5 protein-coding genes and 1 rRNA gene are annotated in these 20,741 nt (G+C 45.0%); 2 read left to right on the forward strand and 4 right to left on the reverse strand.

What is annotated here, in order from left to right; translation table 11 throughout:
* Positions 1-142 precede the first annotated feature (142 nt).
* Entirely contained in the window at positions 143-3,694 is a 3,552-nt protein-coding gene (locus tag JI65_RS14445) for a two-component regulator propeller domain-containing protein (RefSeq protein ID WP_191017863.1), read from the reverse strand.
* A gap of 342 nt (positions 3,695-4,036) precedes the next feature.
* Between JI65_RS14445 and rrf the strand changes: the two genes are divergently transcribed.
* Together rrf and ilvB are read left to right on the forward strand one after the other, a co-directional pair.
* Positions 4,037-4,147: ribosomal RNA gene (rrf, locus tag JI65_RS14450) — 5S ribosomal RNA — on the forward strand.
* Between the two features lie 71 nt (positions 4,148-4,218).
* Entirely contained in the window at positions 4,219-6,015 is a 1,797-nt protein-coding gene (gene ilvB / locus JI65_RS14455; RefSeq protein WP_191017865.1) for a biosynthetic-type acetolactate synthase large subunit, read from the forward strand.
* A 480-nt stretch (positions 6,016-6,495) separates the two neighbouring features.
* Here ilvB and JI65_RS14460 read toward each other — a convergent pair whose 3' ends face one another.
* The 3 genes from JI65_RS14460 to JI65_RS14470 form a co-directional block, all read right to left on the reverse strand.
* Positions 6,496-9,249, reverse strand: coding sequence for a CHASE2 domain-containing protein (locus tag JI65_RS14460; protein ID WP_191017867.1), 2,754 nt, complete (start codon positions 9,247-9,249; stop codon positions 6,496-6,498).
* A gap of 212 nt (positions 9,250-9,461) precedes the next feature.
* Entirely contained in the window at positions 9,462-9,881 is a 420-nt protein-coding gene (locus tag JI65_RS14465) for a FecR family protein (RefSeq protein WP_191017868.1), read from the reverse strand.
* 3 nt (positions 9,882-9,884) lie between these two features.
* Entirely contained in the window at positions 9,885-20,579 is a 10,695-nt protein-coding gene (locus tag JI65_RS14470; RefSeq protein WP_207106100.1) for an Ig-like domain-containing domain, read from the reverse strand.
* Between the last annotated feature and the right edge of the window lie 162 nt (positions 20,580-20,741).

The following is a 20,741-nucleotide window of genomic DNA, read 5'->3' on the forward strand; positions in this document are numbered from 1 at the left end:
TAAGACCGAACTTTTAAGATTAAAATGCCCTTGCAGCGTTTCCATTTATGCTCGTAAGTGAAGCGCAAGTTTTTTTGAAAAACTTGCGGGAAACGCACAAAGTGAATTTTTAAGATTAAAAATCTACCTATAGCGTTTCCTTTTATACCGTGAACTGGATCATCTGCTCGCGGATGTCGGCAATGGAGTCTTTCATGCGGCCAGACATGTCCGAAAGCTCTGTGCCGCTTTCGCTTATGCGCTGCGCGCCGCGTGCCATGTCGTCCATGCTTGCCTGCATTGCGCTGCTGGATTCTTTAAGTCCGCTCATGTTTTCAAGAATCGTCTTGTTTTCTTCCGACATTTTCTGAGCCGCAGTCGTAACGTAAGAGCTGCTTTTCTTCATGTAGCTGAGCGTGTCTATAACCTGCTTAGAGCCTTCGTTCTGTTCTTCCATAGATGATTTTATCTGCTGAACGAGAAAATTCGTTTTGTCGATTTCGCTTGAAACTGCCGTAAATGCCGCGCTTGATTCCTGAGTTACACGAACCATTTCTGCGATTGACGACTGAATGCTTTTTAGCTGAACTCCGATTGTCTTTGCGTGGTTCGAAGATGTTTCGGAAAGCTTTTGAATCTCGTCCGCAACCACTGCAAAACCGCGTCCCGCTCGCCCTGCATGGGCCGCCTCAATCGCCGCATTTGTCGCAAGCATGTTCGTCTGGCTCGCAATGTTCGCAATCGCCTGATTCGCTTCTTGCAAAGTCTTCGATTTTTCTTCAATCTGCGTGATTTTTTGGTTTACCGCAAGCTGTTTTTCTTGCCCTGCCTTTGCCTGCTCCTCAAGAGTCGTAAAAGAGTTTGCCATGTCGTCAACGACCGTGTTTACCGAGCGGATATTGTTTACCATTTCTTCTACCGCGCTGGAAGCCGACTGAACGCCAGAAGACTGCTCTCGAATCATTTTTTCCAGAGAATCGATGTTCATGGCGATTTCGTTTACGGCTTCGGCCGCTTCCTGAACGTTCATGTTCTGCTCGCCAATCGAAGAATGAACGTTGCTGATGTTGGAAATGATATGAGTGATTGCGTCCGTGGCCTTTTGTGTCGTGTTTCCCATATCGTTTCCGACCGTGTTCAAATTCTTTTCGGATTCTTTTACTTTGCCAATAATCGCCTGAAATTTTTCAATAAAGCGGTTTTCTTCCTGAACAAGTTCGTCAAAAATCCTAAAGTGAGAGCGTTTTTTCATTGTGACGCGTTTTGTTAAATCCGCATTTCCGCTGGAAAGTTCGGCAACAGCGTCTTTGAGTATTTTCAGCTGTTTTATAAAACTCGTAATCGTGGAGGTGAGCGAAAGGATAATCAAAAAGATTAAGATTCCAACTGCAATCCAGAACGGAAGTTTTTGGTAGAAGAACGCTTTCTGCTCAAAGTTGAGCATTCTGTTTTCCTCGCTTTCGATTCCCTCGCCGTTGGTGACTTTTATGCAGAACGTGTATTTTCCGGGTTTTAGGCTTGTGAACGAAGCCACTCGCAAGTCTACCCAGTCCGAATATTCTGAGTCGAATCCTTCGAGTTTGTATTTGAATCTCAGTGATTCTGGCGAAGTGAAGCTGAGTCCTGTGTATTTTATGCTGATTCGTCTTGCCCCGGCCGGAATTATGATTTTTTCGCTGGTCGGGAAAATCCGTTTGTCATCAATCGTTATGTTTTCAATGTGAATTACAGGTTTGGCCGAAGTTCCGTGCATTTTTTTAGGGTCACAGACAGCAAACCCGTCAACGAGCGTAATCCAGATGAGTCCTTGAGAGTCACAAAGACTCAGGCTCGTTGATGTAGTTCCGCGCGTTTTTAGGCCGTCGATTCTGCTGTAGAATTTTGGAGAGAGTTGCGCCGCTTCTTCTCCGTTTTTTGTGTCAAAATTCGCCGTTTGGATGCTGCTTACGCCCGCATTGCTTACGAGCCATGAATTTCCTTCGCGGTCATCGATAACTTGAAAGATTCCGTCAGTGCCGAGTCCGCTTTCTCGCGTAAAGTTCGTGATTTTTCCGTTCTGAATCTTGCTGATTCCTGTTCCAGTGCAAATCCAGAACGCTCCGCTCGCATCTTTTGTGATTTTAAAGATGATGTTTCCAACAAGCCCGTTTTCGGTGGTGTAGTGGTTTACGATTGTTTCTCCGTCGAGAACGATTACGCCGCCGCCGTCCGTTCCGAGCCAGATTTTTCCGTCGGAAGGGTCTTCAAAAATCCACATGATGTACTCGTGCGGAAATCCTTTTTCTTTTGTGAACGTTCTGATTTCGCCAGTTTCGCCGTCAACGATGTTGAGTCCGTTTGTGGTTCCGATGTAAACGTCGTGCGTTCGGGTGGCTTCAAGGGCGACTCGGACTTTTTCGCCGGTGAGGCCGTCTGCCTTTAGCCACTGATTTTTTAGCTCACCTTCAGGCGAGAATCTCATCTGACCAAGTTTTGAGTATGCGCTTACGAGAATGTCGCCGTTCGGTGCTATTCCCACGTGCCGGATTCTTGCGCCCTTGCAGAATTCCGTGATTTCGTTTTCTTCTGGAACTATCGAATTGTTCGGGCCTTCGGTTCTGTAGCATACTACGCCGTTGTTGCAGCCCAGCCAGATTCTTTTGTCTTTTCCTTCGGCGATTGCGTTAACCGTGCTGTCGAGATTGAATGTCTTAAAAAGACCTTTGTTGAGTTTTTGAATGCCGGTTTTGTCGGTGGCAAGCCAAATGTTTCCTTCACGGTCCTCAATGATTTTGTTGATGCTATTGTCAGGAAGCCCGTGTTTTTCGGTGTATTGCGTAATCCTGCCGTCCTTGTAGATAGAAAGTCCCATGTCGGTTGCGAACCATGTGACTCCGTGAGAGTCCTCCAAAATGCTTAAAACAGAGGTTCCGCCTTTTTCTCCGCCAGAAAGGTCGAGCGTTTTGCTCGTGCTTCCAGTCTCTTTTACGGCATAATGCGGAGCGACCCCAAACCAGAGAGTTCCGCTTTTGTCCTGCTCAACACAAGTGACGATGTTGTTTTTTAACGAGTCATCCTCAAATTCGTATTTGGTGAATTTTCCGTTTTCAAAATAGTAGAGTCCGCCCCCAACTCCTGTAGTTACCCACATTCGGCCGTATGTGTCGCAGAAAAGAGAACTGCAAATGCCTTTTAGGTCGCTGTGAGAATTCTGGAAGGCTGAGTCCGGGGTAAAAAATTGCATTTCCTTGTTGATGCAAGAAAGTCCGCCTGCCGTTGCAACCCAAATGTTTCCTTGTTTGTCTTCCGCGATTGCGCGCACAGAATTGTTTGAAAGCCCAGTAGCGACCTGGAAAGACTTTACTTCTTCGTCGCTGTCCATGACGAGTCTGAAAAGGCCTTCGTCGTTGCTTCCGACCCAAATCGCCCCGTCGCTTGCCTGAAAAATAGCTCGTGCCGAGGCGAATGCGTATTTGCTGTCAAAAGATTTATTGTAAATCGTAAAATCCACGCCATCAAAGCGAATCATTCCGCCGTAGGTTCCAATGTAGATATAGCCTGTGTCGTCCTGAATAACATCTGTGGCCGTGTTTGCCGGAAGCCCGTCTTCGGTTGTCCATCCCCGAATTACATACTCCGAAAGAAAATCATCAAAAGAATAAGAATCTGCTTCCGCCGCAAGATGCACCGCCGAAAACAGCAAAAAAGATATGATGATAGGAATAATTTTTTTCATAAATAGAATAAGCCTCATTTTTTAAAGTATTTTAAGTATTATAACACAAAATTGAGAATTGAAAAATGAAACTTAAAAAAATAGCGCTGCCGAATCTGACACAGATAAACACAGATGAACGGTGATGAGACACAGATGCCTCCGGCGGCTGAGCTTGGGTTGCTGAGCGGAGTTGAAGCAACGAACTCACAATCGACTTGTAAGGTCATTTCGACTGCGCTCAATGACCGAAGGTGGCTGTGTCCCATCTGTGTCTATCCGTGTTCATCCGTGTCAAATTTTCTGCAATAAAATTCATTTTAAATATTGACCAAATCGTTGGTATTTTATATATTATTACTCGCTGGTAACCATGACGAAGAGGATATACCCGTTCCCGTTCCGAACACGGAAGTCAAGCTCTTCAGTGCCGATGATACTGCTCTATGGCGGGAAAGTAGGTCGTTGCCAGCTTTTTTATTTTAAATTGGTTTTGCACTTCTTGCTTTTGCTTTTTATAAATCACATCACAAAAGGCGGTTCGTATGGTTCTTTCTGGCTCGCAGATTATTATTCAGCTTTTGGAGCAGCACGGCATTAGGACTGTTGCTGGAATTCCGGGTGGCTCAATCCTTCCTTTGTATGATGAGCTTTATTCTTCTGACATTCAGCACGTGCTAGTCCGCCAGGAACAGGCGGCGGGATTTATTGCACAGGGAGTCGCGCGTGTTAGCGGAAAAGCTGCCGTGTGCATGGCTACGAGTGGTCCTGGGGCTATGAATCTTCTTACCTCTGTTGCGGATGCCCGCTGTGATTCAATTCCGATGGTTGCGATTACGGGTCAGGTTAACACAAGTTTGATTGGAACGGACGCTTTTCAGGAAGCAGATACGTTCGGGCTTTCCTTCCCGATTACAAAGCATTCGATGATGGTAAAATCGCCTGCCGAACTTTTGGAGGCTGTTCCAATGGCATTTGCCATTGCTGAGAGCGGTCGACCTGGGCCAGTCCTGATTGACGTTCCGCGAAACGTTCAGGCGGCGAAGTGCGAAGTTCCTGCTGATTTTGAAAATTATTTTGATAAAATCTACAAGCATTATATAGAAAGCAAAAAAGGCATGAAGTATCAGACCGAGGAAAAAATGATTCCTTTGGTTGCTGAGAATTTTGCAAAGATTCTTAAAGACGCAAAAAAGCCTGTTCTGTACGTTGGCGGAGGGGCGAATTCACCGCTTGCGGCAGAGAAAATTGCTGAATTCATTTCGGTTTACAATATTCCGGTTGTCTCAAGTCTTATGGGAATTGGCGTTGTCTCTTCGCATTCCGAGAATTTTATTGGCATGGTGGGAATGCACGGAAGTTATGCTGCAAACCGTGTTATGTACGAGGCTGATTTGGTTTTGGCGGCTGGCGCGCGTTTTGATGACCGTGCGACTGGCGTTGTTGAAAAATTCTGCCCGAATGCGGTAAAAAATCTTGGAATCCTTCACATTGACATTGATGCTGCGGAAGTTAACAAAATCCTTTCAAGTTCTTCGTATTTGATTTTGGATTGCGCTCAGGCATTCTCTCACATAAATTCTGCCTTAAAAAAACTTGATTTGTCGGCTTTTAAGGCTGACCGCGATTCTTGGGTAAAATCTTGCGCCGAGACAAAGAAAAACGAGAAGATTGTTCTGGAGCTTGGCTGCGACCAGAGCGACTGCTGCGGAAACAGAAGCTGCGGCGTAAAGGCGGGCGGAAAATACAGAAATCCGCGTGATTTTATTGCGAGTCTTCCGTCTCTTGCTGCTGAGTTTGGCTTAACCGAGGATGATTTGATTGTTGCGACTGACGTTGGTCAGCATCAGATGTGGACGGCTCAGTTCTATCCGATAAAAAATCCTCGCCAGCTTTTAACGTCTGGCTCGCTCGGTACGATGGGATTCGGTCTTCCTGCCGCAATCGGGGCTGCAATGGCGGCTCCTGAGAAGCGTGTGGTTTGTATTTCGGGTGACGGTTCTATTTTGATGAATATTCAGGAACTTGCGACTTTGAGCGAGCTTGGTCTTAACGTAACGGTTATTGTTCTTGACAACGGCTGTTTGGGCATGGTTCGTCAGCAGCAGGAATATCTTTTTGACAAGCATTACAGCGCGAGCACGTTTATTTCGCACCCGGATTTGTTAAAAGTTGCCGAAGGGTTCGGAATCCGTACTGCGGACGCGGATGCTGATTCTGAATGGACAAAAAAAGCGTTCGGCGAAAAAGGTCCGTGCTTTGTTCGCACGTTGATTTCGCGATACGAGACCGTCCTTCCGTTCGTAAAATCCGGTTGCGCGAACATTGACGCGTTAAGATAGGCAAGATGCCGAAATGAATTCAGCATGACAATAGAGTTTGTCATGCAGAGTCAGAAAAACGGTCATTCCGAACTTGATTCGGAATCTTCCGCCCCGTTTTTGCGCATGGATGCTGAAACAAGTTCAGCATGACAATGGAGTCTGTCATTCCGAATCAGAAAAACTGTCATTCCAAACTTGATTCGGAATCTCCTGAACTGTTTTTGGTGCATGGATGCTGAAACAAGTTCAGCATGACATGTCTGGAGGCTGTGGTTGAGCCTGTTGAAACCTCCGTCTGCAAGTTGACTCATCGTCCTATAGTTGCGAGCGGCGCGCGAGCAACAAAACTGCCCTCACGAAACGCGGCTTTACTTGCTGCCGCGTTTCGTGAGCACCCTGAAAATTGACTCACCGGAGCGCGAGTTTTGCTTTAAGCAAAACTTGCGGGAAACGCTAAAAATCAACTTTCCGTCTCAAAGTCAACCTCCCGCGTTTCCTTTATTTTTGCAACAACGTGAATACCCCGTTTTCTGGGTTAAAGCTAACTCCTGCGTCGTCGTTCTCGGTTGGGTACTTTCCTTTAATAAAGAAATTGTTAATCAAATTGATGTAATATTTTGCAACCTTATCTTCCGGGTACTTCGAAAGCTTAACCGAATAGAGCTTCTTAAAGTATTCCAGGGCTTTTGCGTAATCGCGGGCTTCGAACACTTTCATTGTGGCTTCCCAGTTCCGCATGTATTTTTCAAGCTGTTCGTCCGCGTCTGCCTTGCGGCAAACAAGTTCGTAGAGCCGTAACGGAGTCTTTACGTTAACAACCTGAACTCGGTCTAGGCTTCGCACAATAAAACTGTCGTCCAGCATTGCCTTCGTGTGCTCAGAAATCATAATTCCGCCAGTTGAATACTGCTTGTTTACGCCTTCGAGTCGTGAAGCCAAGTTTACGTTGTTTCCCATCATTGTGTAGTTCTTCTTTTTTTCGCTGCCCATGTAACCCGCAATCATTTCGCCGGAATTTATGCCGATTCGCGTAAAAATGTTCTTTCCGTTCTTTACCATAATCTGGAACGCGTCGTACAAATCTTGTGGCATTGTCTCAGGCTTAGGCGACTTTACAATCGTAAGAATCTCGTTGTTCATTACGATTTCCTCCGCCTTCATTTTGAGAGCTGCCGCGCAGGCGTGGGAAGCGTGGTCGTCCATTTTGAGCGGTGCGCCAACCAGCGCAACAATCGCGTCTCCTTCGTATTTATCAACCGTGCCGTGTTCTTCCATAATCAGGTCCGACATGCGGGTAAGATAATAGTTCAAAAGTGCTACGAGCTGTGCTGCCGAAAGAAGTTCGCTGAAGGAAGAAAACTTCTGAATATCAGTAAAAATCGCCGACATTTGAAGTCGCTCGCCTCCGAGCTTAAAGCTTGAAGGGTCATCGATGAGCTGTTTTACAACATCCTTTGAAAGACACTGGCTGAACGCGTTCGTAATGAATTTTTTGTCCTGGCTCGCCGTCATAAATCCGTAAGCCGTGAGCGCAATGAACGTGGCTCCGAGAGAAGTTAGCGGAATTGCGGCGCCCACGTAGACTTTTGTAGTCACAAAAATTCCAAGCAAAATCGCACAGAGCAGGGCAAGGACAATGACTCCTGAAAGAAGCTGCTTTCCGGTGCTCTTGATTTTTTGAAGGATTCCCGCAAATAGGATGCTCACCACAAAAGCGATGATTATTGAAACCCAAACCGGCGTGTCGTCCACAAAATCCTCGGCCAAAAGCATGTTTGCAATTGTGTAGTGAACGCCAGGATTCGGGTAATGCTCCTCGTACTGATTCAAGCCAAAGTCTGTGGTGCTGGAAGCCGAAGTTCCAACGATGCAGATTGCCTTATTCAGGCTTTCTTTTAGTTCGTTGCGTGCCTGAACCATTTCGTCGTATTGGGCTTTTACCGTTGCAAAAGTCGCTTCAATGTCTGATTTTAATTCCTCGTCGTCGCCTGCCATCGTAAGAAGGCTGTTTTTAAGACTTCCGTAGAACACCACGAACAGCGAGTTCAGATATTGCTTTCTGTTTTCGATGTAGGTTTTTATTGTAATGTCATTGTCTTCGTAGGCGTTTGCCAAAAGAACGTCTTTTACGAATCTTACGGAATCATACATCTCCACAGGGCTGTTTTCCATTTCGCTAAAATATCCCATTTCCTCCATCTTTTTGATATTGTCCTGAAGTTCTTCTTCAAGCCTCGTGAGTCGGTAGATATTCCAGAGCGAAAGGCAGTTGTAATCCGTGTATTGTTTTTTTGGATATTTTACGATGACCGCACCTGTCTCGTCGCGAGGAATCTTAATGTCGTGCGTGATTCCTTCTGAGACTTTTGCGTTTTTGAGAGTGATGAATTTATTTGAAATTTCAATTTGCGGATTTCCGAAGTGATGAAGAATCGGAACGAAGGCAAGCTGACCAAAATATTTTCCGTTGTATTTAAAGACCATGTGGATTCGTCTAAGACAACCGTCGTTGTCCGGGTTTGCGTTTACGAATCCTGCTGATTTTGATTTTTCAACAAAACTGAGCAGTGAAGGCTGCACGTTCTGATATTCTGGCGTAATTTCATCGCCGTCAGAAACGATATTTTCCAGGGCGATAGATTTTGTAAGAAAGTCCTTTTCTTCGTCCGAAGTTTCGTATCTGTCGTTAAAAGTAAGGTTCAGGAACGTGTTTCCAAACAAGTCGAATGAATTGGCGAGAATGTCGTCAACCGGACGGACTGCATAGGCAATTGAGTCATTCAGACTCTCTTTTAGCGATTCGTTGTTCTGCAAAACCGCTTCTTTTGCTTCTGTGGCATCTTCTGCACTGAGCGCGCCGCTTTCGAATCCTTCAATAATTCCAAGAATCGTTTCGTTCATGGAATTAAAGTCGTCGTTTATGTTTTGCGGGAGCGTGGTTTTTACGAACCTTTCATCAACTTTTGCCTGGCTTTTGTCCAAAAAACTCAAATCGAATATGGCGGCTTCGGTGCCGAGTTCCCGCATTGTAAGGAGCATTTCTGCGTAAACATCCCGCGAAAACGGCCACGAGCCAATGTTCGTAATGGAAGCATCGTCAACGTTTATCATTTTTACGTTTGGATTTTCTTCAAGGCTTGGAAGCGCTCTTTGAAACAAGTCCGCGATTTTTTTATCAAGCGAAGTGAACATTAAAAGCGAAAAAATCGCCGACGCAAGAATAGGAAAAATAAAATAGATGTGCTTTTTCATAATGTAAAACTCTCTTTTACGGTTGGTTCTGTATTTCTGACACTGATGAACACAGATAGACACAGATGGGACACAGATTTTTTTCTATCTGTGCCTTATGCCCCCCCCGGTGGTTGAGTAGCGAAGCGTATCGAAACCACGAACCCACGGCAAAGTAAAAAGGGCTGCCGAAATACGACAGCCCCTGCGATGTGTTTGAGTGCAGTTGAAAACTACTCCTCGTCCCACTCTACGTCTTCTTTTGCTTCTGATGCGCGAGATGAAGCGGTTGCAACACCCTTGTCTCCGCCCTTAGAAGCTCCTGCGACGTTGCTCTTTGTTACTCCAGAACCTTTTTTGAGAGTTCCGCCACCAGCCCCCTCTGCTACGAGTTTTGCAAGGGTGTTCTTTTTCATGGCTTTGATTGTTACAGTCGATTTATCGGCACGAGTCAAAACCAATGATGAATTCAAACTTGTAGAAATAGTTGCTGTGTCTGGAAGCACCTGGCCAACGCTAACGGCCTTCATTGCTCCGCCGTCCTGATACTGAACTTTGCCAGTTACGGATTTTACCGTAAAGTTTTCTGCAAACAATGCAAGTGAAGCAAATGCCGCAACTGCAAATACCAAAATTGATTTTCTAATAGACATTCTTCACCTCCTGTCTATACGTTTTACGAAAAATATTACAGTTGAAGCGATGACTATCAGCAAGATGCCGATTGCAAGAATCAACCGTTTGTAATTTATTTCGTATTCGATTTCATTATAATACATGTATTGCGTAATTCCAGCAGTTTTATTGAAATTTTTTGAAATTTGTTCAATTTCTCCAATATCTGCAGAATCTCCAATGTTTGTGCTTAAAGCTGCACTTTCCTCAATGGCGTCAACTTTTTCTTTGCGCACCTCCTTTTTTGTCGCCTTTACGACCTTTGGTCTATTTAATTCTTCACCTGCATCTTTGAGTGCTTTCCTAATGTCACTTGCCGTGGCCGCACTAGGTGCGAGTGCCTTTTCCATTGCTGCCGCATATTCTTTTGCAGATTTTGCGGTCGTTTTGTTTTCTTTTGAGGCGTTCTGTGTCTGGCTTTGAGCCGTCTGTGAGCCGTCTTTATAAATTACCTTTCGCTTAAAGGTAGTCTTTTCTGTTACGAAGAATCCCGTGATTCCGTTTACGAGTCGGGTGCCTGCGTTGATGTTGGCAGAAAGCGAGATTCCGCTTCCATTTATTTTGTTTCCGAAGATGTCTTCAAGTTCTGTCAAAGTGACAGTGCCGGTTGCTCCTGTAATCGTAAGAGTTATTTCAGTTGCGATGTACGGTCTTCCAGCTTTATATGTAAATTTATCTGTGTAAGTACCTGCTGAGTTTTTAATAGAAGCCTTTGAAATCGTACCTGAACTTATTTTTATATTTTTAATAGGTGCCAGTTCCGAAAGACCTGAAATAGTCATAGTGCCATTTGAATAGTTATACATAGCACTTGTTGATTGTGTGTAACTTGTCCACCATGCAGTATAGCCATCTTTTACTGAAGTCTTAACGACATTGCCTACCTCATCTTTTACGAAGAAATAAATATGCTTGTGAATTGCCGCAACTTCTCCTGGTGTAATTGTTATAGAAGTTATAGTTGAGTCTGCTTCTTCCCAGCCGTCAGGAGCATCTGGTACACCTCCGTCCTCTACGACTGTAGTGCCGTAGTAGTATTTTGGTGTTCCAATTCCCGAAACTGGCATAGTGAAGCTAAATTCACCTGTTTTGTAGTAGAATGATTCGTAGTCGTAAGTTTCGTTTGTAAGGTGGTCATAAGCCTTATCTCTTGTGCCAGTGAAACTAGGAGTTCCGAGTGTAGGCTCTGTTTCAATCTTCTCAAACGTAATCGTTGCCGCTGCAGACACGTTGCCAACTTTGTCCACGGCTTTAATTTCTACGTCACCGTTAGGGGAGGTGAGTTTAATTGTGTTTGTCTCTGATTTAGTGTCTCCGCTAACGAACTTTGCAAATCCTGCGCCCGCATCCGTAATTGCGTCAAGCGTTACAGTGAACTCTGTAATCTGATTTGAGTTGTAATAGTAAGTGCCGTCCGCAACGTGTACATACTCGTTAGATTCATCTGGCGAAACCGCGCTTACCGTTGGTGTTGCCACTTCGTTGTCTTGTACGAGCGTAATTGTGTACGGAGGCGTGCTTACGTTTCCGAGTTTGTCCACCGCGTAGAAGCTGAGTTCTGTACCGTTAGCTGGCGTAATCGTGAACTCGCCGCTTTCAGACCTTGTGCCGTCTGCGTCCGTTCCGTAGAAGTAGTGGTCTACGTCTGGGTCGTCAATCGAAACTGTTACGCCGAGAGAAGCGGCTTTTGTAGAGTTGTAGTAGAGCTTTTTGCTATCGCCGTCAAAGTACGCGCCTTTTCCGCTCGCCTCCGAACTTAGGGTAAGTGACTCAACGTTGCTTACGGTATTGTCGAGTTCGGTTGTAAAGCCGCCCACTTTGCTCTTGTTTCCGAGGTTGTCCCACGCAAAAATGTCGTAAGAACCACCGGTTCCTGCTGTTGTGAACGTAAGTTTTCCGTTTGTGCTGACTTCTCCGTTCTCTCCGATTGAGTAGCCCTTGAATCCTGAGCCGCCGTGGTCGTCCGGTGTGCCAGTGAGCGTTAGGGTTACAGGCGTACCCGCTTGAGAGAAGAGCACGCGCGAGCCGTCAAGGAAGACTTTTCCAGAATCAGATGAGGTTGTGGCTTCGCTTATAGCAAAATCTGCTGGTGGGCTTGGAGGAGAATTGTCTTCAATCCAGAAATTATAGAATTCATCATCTGTAGAAATGTGCTTAAAACTGGTTCCACCATATTCGTTTTTGGCATAAATATCGATACCGAAAATTTTACCTTCTGTATTTTTGAATGTATCGTTTGAAATTGACACTGTAAGTGTATGGTCTGTATTATCCGCTAAAGTGCCTTCATAAAGTTTGAGGGATGTCTCTGTGTCATAGTCGTTTACCCAAGTAATGAGACCATATTCTATTATCTTGCTAAGACCGTCTTTTACCGTGAACGTTACTGTTGTGTCCTCTGTATAGTAAGAGTTTTCTCCGTTTACGTAATGAGGACCTGTAATAGTACAGTCAACTGGAAAACTCGGTTTTCCTTCATATTTCTCAATCGAGAGTTCTTTACCAGAGCTTATGTTTCCGGCGTAATCCACTGCATAGAAGTAGGCTTTTGAGCTTGCGAGCTTTGAAGGGTTTACTTTTATTTCTTTCTTTGTTTCAAGCGTTGTTGATGCAGGAACAGAAGTGAGTGCGCTGGCTGTTGAGAGAAGGTATCCTTTTATTTCTCCTTTTGTGTCCGATGCGTCGAATTTTATAGTGTAGTCATAATTTGCGTATGATTTTAATTCTCCTTTTCGGTTTGTATACTCGTTATAGTACAAAGTTGTGCTCTTGAGAGTTCCTGAACCACCGCTTGTTGTCATGGTTGTAAACGAACTGATGCTTGGTTTTACCGTGTCGCGCGCCCAGTATCGCTTACTCGTGGCAGAGACTTCGGTTGTGCCAACTTTTATGTATTTTGAGTCATAGTTGCCGAGTTTGTCGGTTACGGTCACTTTAAGGGTGTCTTTAGTGCCCAAAGAGGTTGCATAGTCGGCGGTGCTGATTTTGTAAAGAGTATCGGTTTTAGCGGTTTTTGGTGTTCCACCGATTACGAGGTTGTAACTTTCTACACCGATTCCGTCTCCGTCGTCTGGCGTAAAGGTTATGTCCATTGCGTTGTAATAGTAATAATATGTGTTAGTGCTGTCCTTGTATTCGCCGATTGAGCCTTCCGTAGCTGTTGCAACTGGCGTAAACGCTGGTGCATCCATATCCTTTATGACTTTAAGGTACACTTTTGTTTCGTTTGAGGCAAAGTCGTAGAGGGCGATTTCGTAGTTGAGCACAGTGTCGCTTGCGCCAAACTCGATTTGTATTCCGTTTGTAATTGCGCTCGTAACCTTGCTTGTTCCGGTGTGAGTTGTTGGAGTTCCCCCGTTCTTTGTTATTTTGAGCGTGTAAAGGTCGCCGTCGCTAGAAGACAGACTGAGATTGAGTTTGCAGGTCTTGTCTGTAGAAGTTCCGCTGTTTGCGTTCGTGTAGATTATGTACGGATTACTTGAAGAATAGCCTGCGCCTGTGCCAGAGTCGCTAAACTCGTAGCTTGAATTTCCGCCAATGTAAACGGTAGAAGTTGCAGTATAAGTCGTATCTTTTGCCGCGTCGTAGAATTTGCCGCTCGTGTAGCCAGATTGGGCTTTTAGAGACAGACCGAGTTTTGGCGCGTTCAAGTCAAGAGAAGATTTTATTGAGTTTTGTGCTACGAAGTTGACAGACTCGTTAGCATCGTTACGAGTTAAGGCAACGTTACCTACATTGTCGTAAATGTAGATTGGCGTTGCCGAAGTTATTTCATAGTGACCTTTTGACTTTTCAAAACGGATAAAAGGCTTTTTGTAATGCTTTGTGTCTGTTTCGTCATTATTAATCTGCACTTTTGTAACGTCGCCTGTTTCCCATGCGTAGCCGTAAATTCCGGCTCCGCCGTTGCCTGGATTTGCAGTTGTAGGGTCTGCGTACCATTCCGCTGGAATGTATACGTCAACATAAGGCTGTGCATTAGCTTTCCTTGAGAACTGAATGTCTAAGGTTCCTCGGTCGTCTGTCTGCTTTAGATAGTACAAGCCTTCTTCAAGAATTGACGGGTCTTTTGTCGGCCAAGAGTTTAGAGTTCCGTCTTCGTTCGCCCCCATTATTGCTACGTTGTTGTCACGAGCCCACTTTGTGTCTCCCATTTTGATTGTGGTAATGTTTCCAACTCTGTCTGCAAGGTGCAGGTAAAGAAACTTTCCTTCTCCGCCTGTGTCTGTACAACCGTGCGGAATAATCGCATTTACTTTTCCCTGACGGGTACTGTTGGCGTGGTCGAGAATCATCCAGCCCCAGTCTGGCAGATCGCCCCAATTTGTATATCTTTCGTCTGAGCCCCAATGACTGTTTCCAATCTCGGTGCCAGTAATAAAATCGTTTAGAGGATAAGTTTTTACAGTTACAATTTCATCACCTTCATCACCATATTTTAGCGTTGTGCTGTGCTGCCCGTTCGAGTAGTAGAATGCGAGCAGATTGTCTTCGTCAATGTCTATGTCAAAATACGGTCGGGCAAACTGTTCATTTGCGTGTGCGGTATCGCTATCCGCCCAGCGGGTCATGTGATTTCCTTGTACCACATCGCTTTCTGATGTTGGAGCTTTATCTGCGTTTCCATAACTTGGGAACCACGTTACGCCGTTTGAGTCTGTGTAAACTTTCTTTCCGTATACAGGCGGAGCGAGCTTCTGAATGTCCGTTGTGCCGTCTACTTCGGCTGTTGTGCCTCTAATGTATACTTTTGGCGGTTCGTTATCCATAATGAATTTTGAGTACCAGTATTTAGCTCCAGGATATAGGGCGAGTGTAATCGCACTTAAATTTCCTACTGCGTCTTCTGCCACAATATGAACGTAAGGTCGTTCGGCACAGAGTCCCGGCGGGTATGGAAGACTTTCGATAAGGAATGTTTCGGTTTTTGAAGCTGCATATCTGAATCTGGCTTTTATTTCGTCCGCTGTTTCCGTTGAGTCTCCGTTTTTAATCCAGTTCCTGTATGTGTCTTCTGAAGACGGCGAATATGAACTAGAAGCGTGCAGAACGACTCGTACGCTGTAATAATTTTCGTCTGCCGGTCTTGAAGAAGTAGTTTCTCCGTAGCACCGCTCACCGTTGATTTGAGCAGTAAGCCGTGCGCGACTTGTTAGGAACATTCTGTTCGGGTTTGATGAACTGTCGCTTCCTTTGTTGAGAATTAGGCTTGTATCCTGCTCCCGCACAGTTCCGTCGTAAAACATGCACATTCCTTCAGGCATCATGTAGCCATAATCGTAGTCATCTGCTGGGTTTTCTTTTTTTATTCCATCAACATAAATGTAGTACTTTTGGTAACTGTTGTAAGCCTGCGGTTTTGAGCCGGCCGCTTTAATTATGTCGATTGAATGGTCGCTGCTTTTTAGCGGTGCTTTGTTGTCGTAGAGCCAAATATCGTTTTCTGTGCTCGCTTTTCGGGCCGTGTCTGTGTTTTCGCTGTTACGAACGTAAACATACTTTGTGTTTCCAACGTTGTCTTTGAGCCACAGGCGCACAAATCCTGGGTCGTATCCAGTTGATTTTACATACAAATCGACTACAGGCTTTGTCTTGTCGAATGGAATCCAATAGTTCCAATCTGTCTTATATGAAGTTGTTGAGCTAGGGGCTGTAATCGAGCCGTTCACTGCATAGTAGGCAATACCGCTGTTAGTTGCTGTAGGCTCTATTTCGTCAAATTCACTTAAGTCCACTTGAACGTGGGCACTGCTTGAAGTGTTAAAGTATACAGGGTAACCCCTTCCGCTTGTGCCTGTACCGTCAACTCCAGAGCTTGAAGCAACGGCAACGCTTGTTGCGAGTGTGTTGGATTCAAAAATCTTGTACGACGTGCTTTCCGAAGTTTTGTACGTCATTTTTGCCTGAACGGCAGTATTTACGGCATCGTCAGCCCCGGAACTTACCGAGTCAATTACTTTTGAGTCTCGAATGGCGTGTGCTTTTTGCACTGTAGAGTAGTTACCGGCTTTGTCCACAATAATAAAGTTGTAGACCGGGTTACTTTCCGTAGATAGGCTCATGTTTGTGCTAGTGGTTTTAAGATTGCTGCTCGTAATAGTTTCAATAAGTTCGTCTTCCGTGTCGGTTGTTGCTCCGCTTGTATAGGCAACTCTGTAAAAATTGCTTTCGGTATAGCCTAATGTTAGGTAAACGTTGGTGTACGAAGATTTTGAATAGAAATATCTTTCGCCGCCAATCAGTATTCCTGCGTTGCCAGATTTAGGGTAAATGTAAGTGTCGCTTGTTGAAGAGCCCATATAAACGGGCTTTGTTGTGTTCCATGCAGGTTTTACCGTGTCGAACGTAATCGAGTTATAAGATTTTTGTTTTTTGCTTGCCTCTGTAGATTGGCTTTGTCCGTCTTGCCAGCCTGAAAGGTCGTATGCGCAAACTTCTATCTTTTTGCTTCCCTGGGCTGTGGTGTTTGTAAATTCCACGTTCGTAAAGGCAAGTGCCGTAGATGTGCGGAAAACGTAGTAAGTGTTTTCGTCCTTAAAGGTAATCTTCGTTAAATCTTCAGAAAGTTCGAATTTTTCGCTCGGAATTTCCGTTGCGCCTGTTGGCAAAGAGTCGTCGTCACCGAGAGTGATTGTTGCCGTAGAACTTGAAGATGTGGTGTAGTAAATCTTTGTGTCTTCCGTGAATTTAGCACCGCTCTTAATCTCAAATGCGTTGTGACCAGAAGCGTCGTCTCCTTCCGTTCCAGTTTGTATAACGAGAATATTCTTTGTGTTGTTCGTGTGGGTCGCTCTTGTGTCGCTCAAATCTATGCTGCCAACTTTTTTGTTCGGGCGGTAAATCGTTGTGCCTTCAATACCGCACTCCCAGCTGTCGCTGTAGAATCTGTCTATGAGCGTGTTTGTGCCTTTGAGCCTGAATTTTTTGCTCTTTTCAGTTTCTTCTGATTTATTCAACGCAACGTCGGTCGCCGTCACTTTGATTGTGTTGTAGCGTGTAGAGTTTCCGCTGTAGTTGTTGAATTTTACGTTTTTTAGGCGGAGAGTAAAGCTTGTTTTGCCTTCGGTGTTTTTGAGCGAGTCGTCCGCATCCTTAACTTTTATGTAGTTAGAAGATGTGTCTATATTGAAGTTTGAAGTGATTTCAGTTTCGCTCTCGGTGCCGTCGTCTGCACTTTCAACGAGGTAAAGCGTAGTTGTGTTCTGCAAAACAATGTCGCCCGCAAAGTCGAGTCGGCTAACGCCAGAGTTCGCTTCGTTTATCAAAATGTCCACCGTTACTTTTGTTGGACCGTAGTTGCTTACATGGCTTCCGCCAATCTGCTTGTAGTCAATCCAGTATTCTGGATTTGAGTTTGAGCTTGTGCCGGTAAAGAGAGTGGCCTTCTTTAAGTCTGGAATTTCCACCGCCTCAACAATCGGTTTTGTAGTGTCGATTGAGATTCCGATTTCGCCCACTGAATTTGTTTCGTGCGAGTTGATTGCCGTGTCGGTGATTGTCGCCTTAATCGTGTAGCGTCCTTCTGCGGCTGTTCCGTTTATTTGGAGCCCTGTGAGCGAGAGTTTTCCCGTGGTTCTTGGAACCTCCAAAATGAGTGTTGAGCTGTCGTCCACGTCTGGCGCGCATGTAATCGTGCTTCCGTTGTATTTTGCAACAAAGTCTGTCGCGCTGAACGGAGCCACGCTTATATCTTGCTCGGTGCCTGAGCCGTCGTCGAGAGTTACTTCGAGCTTGATTTTTTTGAGTCCGGCTGTCGCTTCAGTAAATTCAATATTCAAAGTCTGGTCGGTAAGAATGTTTCCTGTGGCGATTCCAGGCGTTCCGCTTGCCGCAGTCCAGCTGAGCTTGTTGAGAACCGGAGGCGTGTTGTCGTAGTAGATTGGGTTAATTTCCTGCGGTTCGCTCGTGTTTCCAATATCGTCGCGGATTGCAACCGTTACCGAAACTTCTCCGTCGGCATTTGCGGTGGCCTTTGAAGCCAAGTAAACGTTCGGTGTATTTGTTGTTTTGTTGAACGTGTCTTCCCACTTAGTTGCGTCTGGAGTCTGCCAGTTTTCAGCGGTTGTGAGCTGGTAGTACCACTGAATGTCTTTTGGATTAGAGCGCAAGTATTCGTGTCCCTGGTCTGCAAAGAGGTTTGCCGCCTCAAGCTGATAAGTTACAGTCTTTAACGTTTCCTTGTTGTACCAGTTGTAAGGAGCCGCATCCGCGTCCGTAGTTCCCTGCTTGATTTTGTCCTTGTCAAGTACAGGCGGCTGGCTGTCTTTTACGACGTAGATTGAGCGGTAGTAGTTTCCGATTTCTTTGTTGTAGCAGTTTGCGTCGAATCCGCTGTTACCGATTGTATCTACTGCTGCAACGTCAATTCTGTATAGACCGTCTGGGTAGTCAGAAAGGTCGTAGCAGAAGAGGAATCCTGTAGTTGTTGTGTTGAGGTCTGTAGCGTTTTCTCCAGAAGAATATGAATATGTTTCTTCGTCGGAAGTTGTGTTCGGGCCAGCACTTCCGTTTGAGTTCAAGAGTTGAGTGTGTCTTGCGTAAAGCATGTAAACGTCATCCGCACCAGCTGCTTGACCGTTCTTAATATCGTTTGCAGAACACTGAATGTAGACTTTGCCCGTAGTTCTGTGTTTTAAGATTTCGTCTGTTGCAGAGTATGCAGAAATACTTGTGCCGCGAGAGAGGTATTTTTCTTTTCCGCTGTCTACAATCTGGTTGTGTTCCCATGTAAGTGTTTCGTCGCGTCCTGCCGTCATTTCGTTAATGGCTGGAGCGTCACCGTCAATTCCACCGCCAGTCGTAAATGAAATGTTGTCCGAGTTGCCCATTTCGTAGCCGTAAGCGTCAGTAACTTTACCGTCGATAACAACACGAATCGTTGTGTTTGCAGGCATTTTTTCGCCTTGCGGAAGCTGAATCGAAAGAGTTCTCTTTGTTTTTCCAAGGCTTATATTCTTAAAGTCGGACTTGATTGAAGCCAAAGTCATGTTGTCGAACGTTCCGTATGTTCTGTAAATCTCAATGTTTTCGCTCAGTTCCTTTGTTCCGTCTTCATTTGTAGTGATAAGCGTGCTTTCGTCCATTTCTTTTGAGAAGACTAAGCGGATTGTCATGTTTCGTACAATGTCGGAAGCTCCGCTTGCAGGAAGTGATGTGGTTAATTTTGGGCGTTCTGCGACCACAGGAATAATAAAAATGTCGTTTCGTGCACTGTTGATTACAACTTGTGTAGAACTTGAATATGGGTCAGAAAACTGCACGATGTCGTCACTTATTTCGTCTACTTTGTAATTTTCGAGATAGTCTGCTTCGTTATTAAAAATTATTGAATGTTGTCTTGTTGTTGAGTATTTTGATGTTGAGAACGCTGCCCACTTGTAAAATCCGTAGGCATCGCTGGTTGTTGCCTGCACTTCGAACGGAACTTCGACTTTTTGCGTGGTGGCACCGTCAAAATTGGTTGAGCCTTCTTTTGTGTTTGCGTATCGAACAAAGACGCTTATTTTTTGGGCGTTAGCGACTTTTACTTCTTCATCGACAATGCCAAAAAATTCGTCGCTTTTCATCCAGCTGTCGCAGGAAGCTAGCACGAGCGTGGCCAAGAGAGAGAGCAGCAGAAGATAAATTGCTAACGCTTTATTAGTTTTCTGTTTTTTCATTTTCATCACCTTTTTTTCGTCTTCGTCTTCGTCCTTGCGCCGCTTAAAAAGCAGGATTATAAAGAACAATGCTGCAAGTCCCGAAGCTCCGCAAGCGAGCAAAACAAATGCCAGCGAAGTGTTTTTTTCTTCTTCGCTTGTCTCTTTTGCCTTGCTTTGTGCGTCGCTAAATCCGTCCCAAACTTCGTCGATTGTTTCGAGCGCGGATTTTTCAGCTTTTTGGTTTACTTTGTCGTTTTCTTGATTTACTTTTTTAGAAGGTTTTTCTGATATATCGTTTGTAAAGCTATCCCAAACAGCGTCGATTGTTTCGAGTGCAGATTTTTCTTTTGATGCTGTGTCGTTTTGCTGTTCGAGTTCTGTATTTCTATTATTGATTATAACACTATCTGTTGATTTTTTAAGGTTAACTTTAGGTTTGTTCTGAGAATTTTTCGCTAATTCTTTGTTATTTTCGTTCAGGGCTGCAAGTTCAGCCTCTGATTCCTGCTGGAGAATCAGTTTTAGGAAGTCATTTTGAATTTCTTCTGTTTCTTCTTCGTCTTCTATTACGTCAAAATCCGCGTTCGGGTCGATTTTTGCGACTTTGTTAGAGTTTTCTTCTTTTGTTCCAGAAATTTTCATTTCTTCTTCAAAAGATTTCATTCCAGGAATGAGTTCTTCCGTGTAGGCTTCTTCCGGCGCCCATTCTGCAGACGGCGGGCGTGTGAATCGCGGAATTTCGACCGGCGCAATAACTTCCGGGTCTGTGGCGTAGCTTGTAGTCGCGTTAAATTCGTCGAATACGAGCGGAGGATTTATTGGTTCCGTTGGTTCGGCTTCGCTTGCTAACCGTGTGTTTTCAAGTGGTTCAACAGCTGCCGCAAGTTCAGTCTGTGGAGTGTGGATTGAGTCTGTTGAAACCACTGCACTTTCACTCTGGTAAGTTGGCTCTGTGCTTGCAGGTGCGTCTGCAAGTGCGAGCTGAGTTTTTGGCGAGTCGCCTTCGTCGCCTTCAAACATTTCGTCTTTGCCCAAAATTGAATCCGGCGTAACAGGCTCTGTAACGGCGATTTGTGGAGTTTCAGCTGGTTCAACTGCCGTGGCAAGTTCAGTCTGTGGAGTGTTGATTGACTCTGTTGAAACCGCTGCACTTTCAGCTGGTAAGTTGGCTCCGTGTCTTGCAGGTGCGTCAGCAAG

Source organism: Treponema zioleckii (assembly GCF_014737315.1).
GTDB lineage: Bacteria > Spirochaetota > Spirochaetia > Treponematales > Treponemataceae > Treponema_D > Treponema_D zioleckii.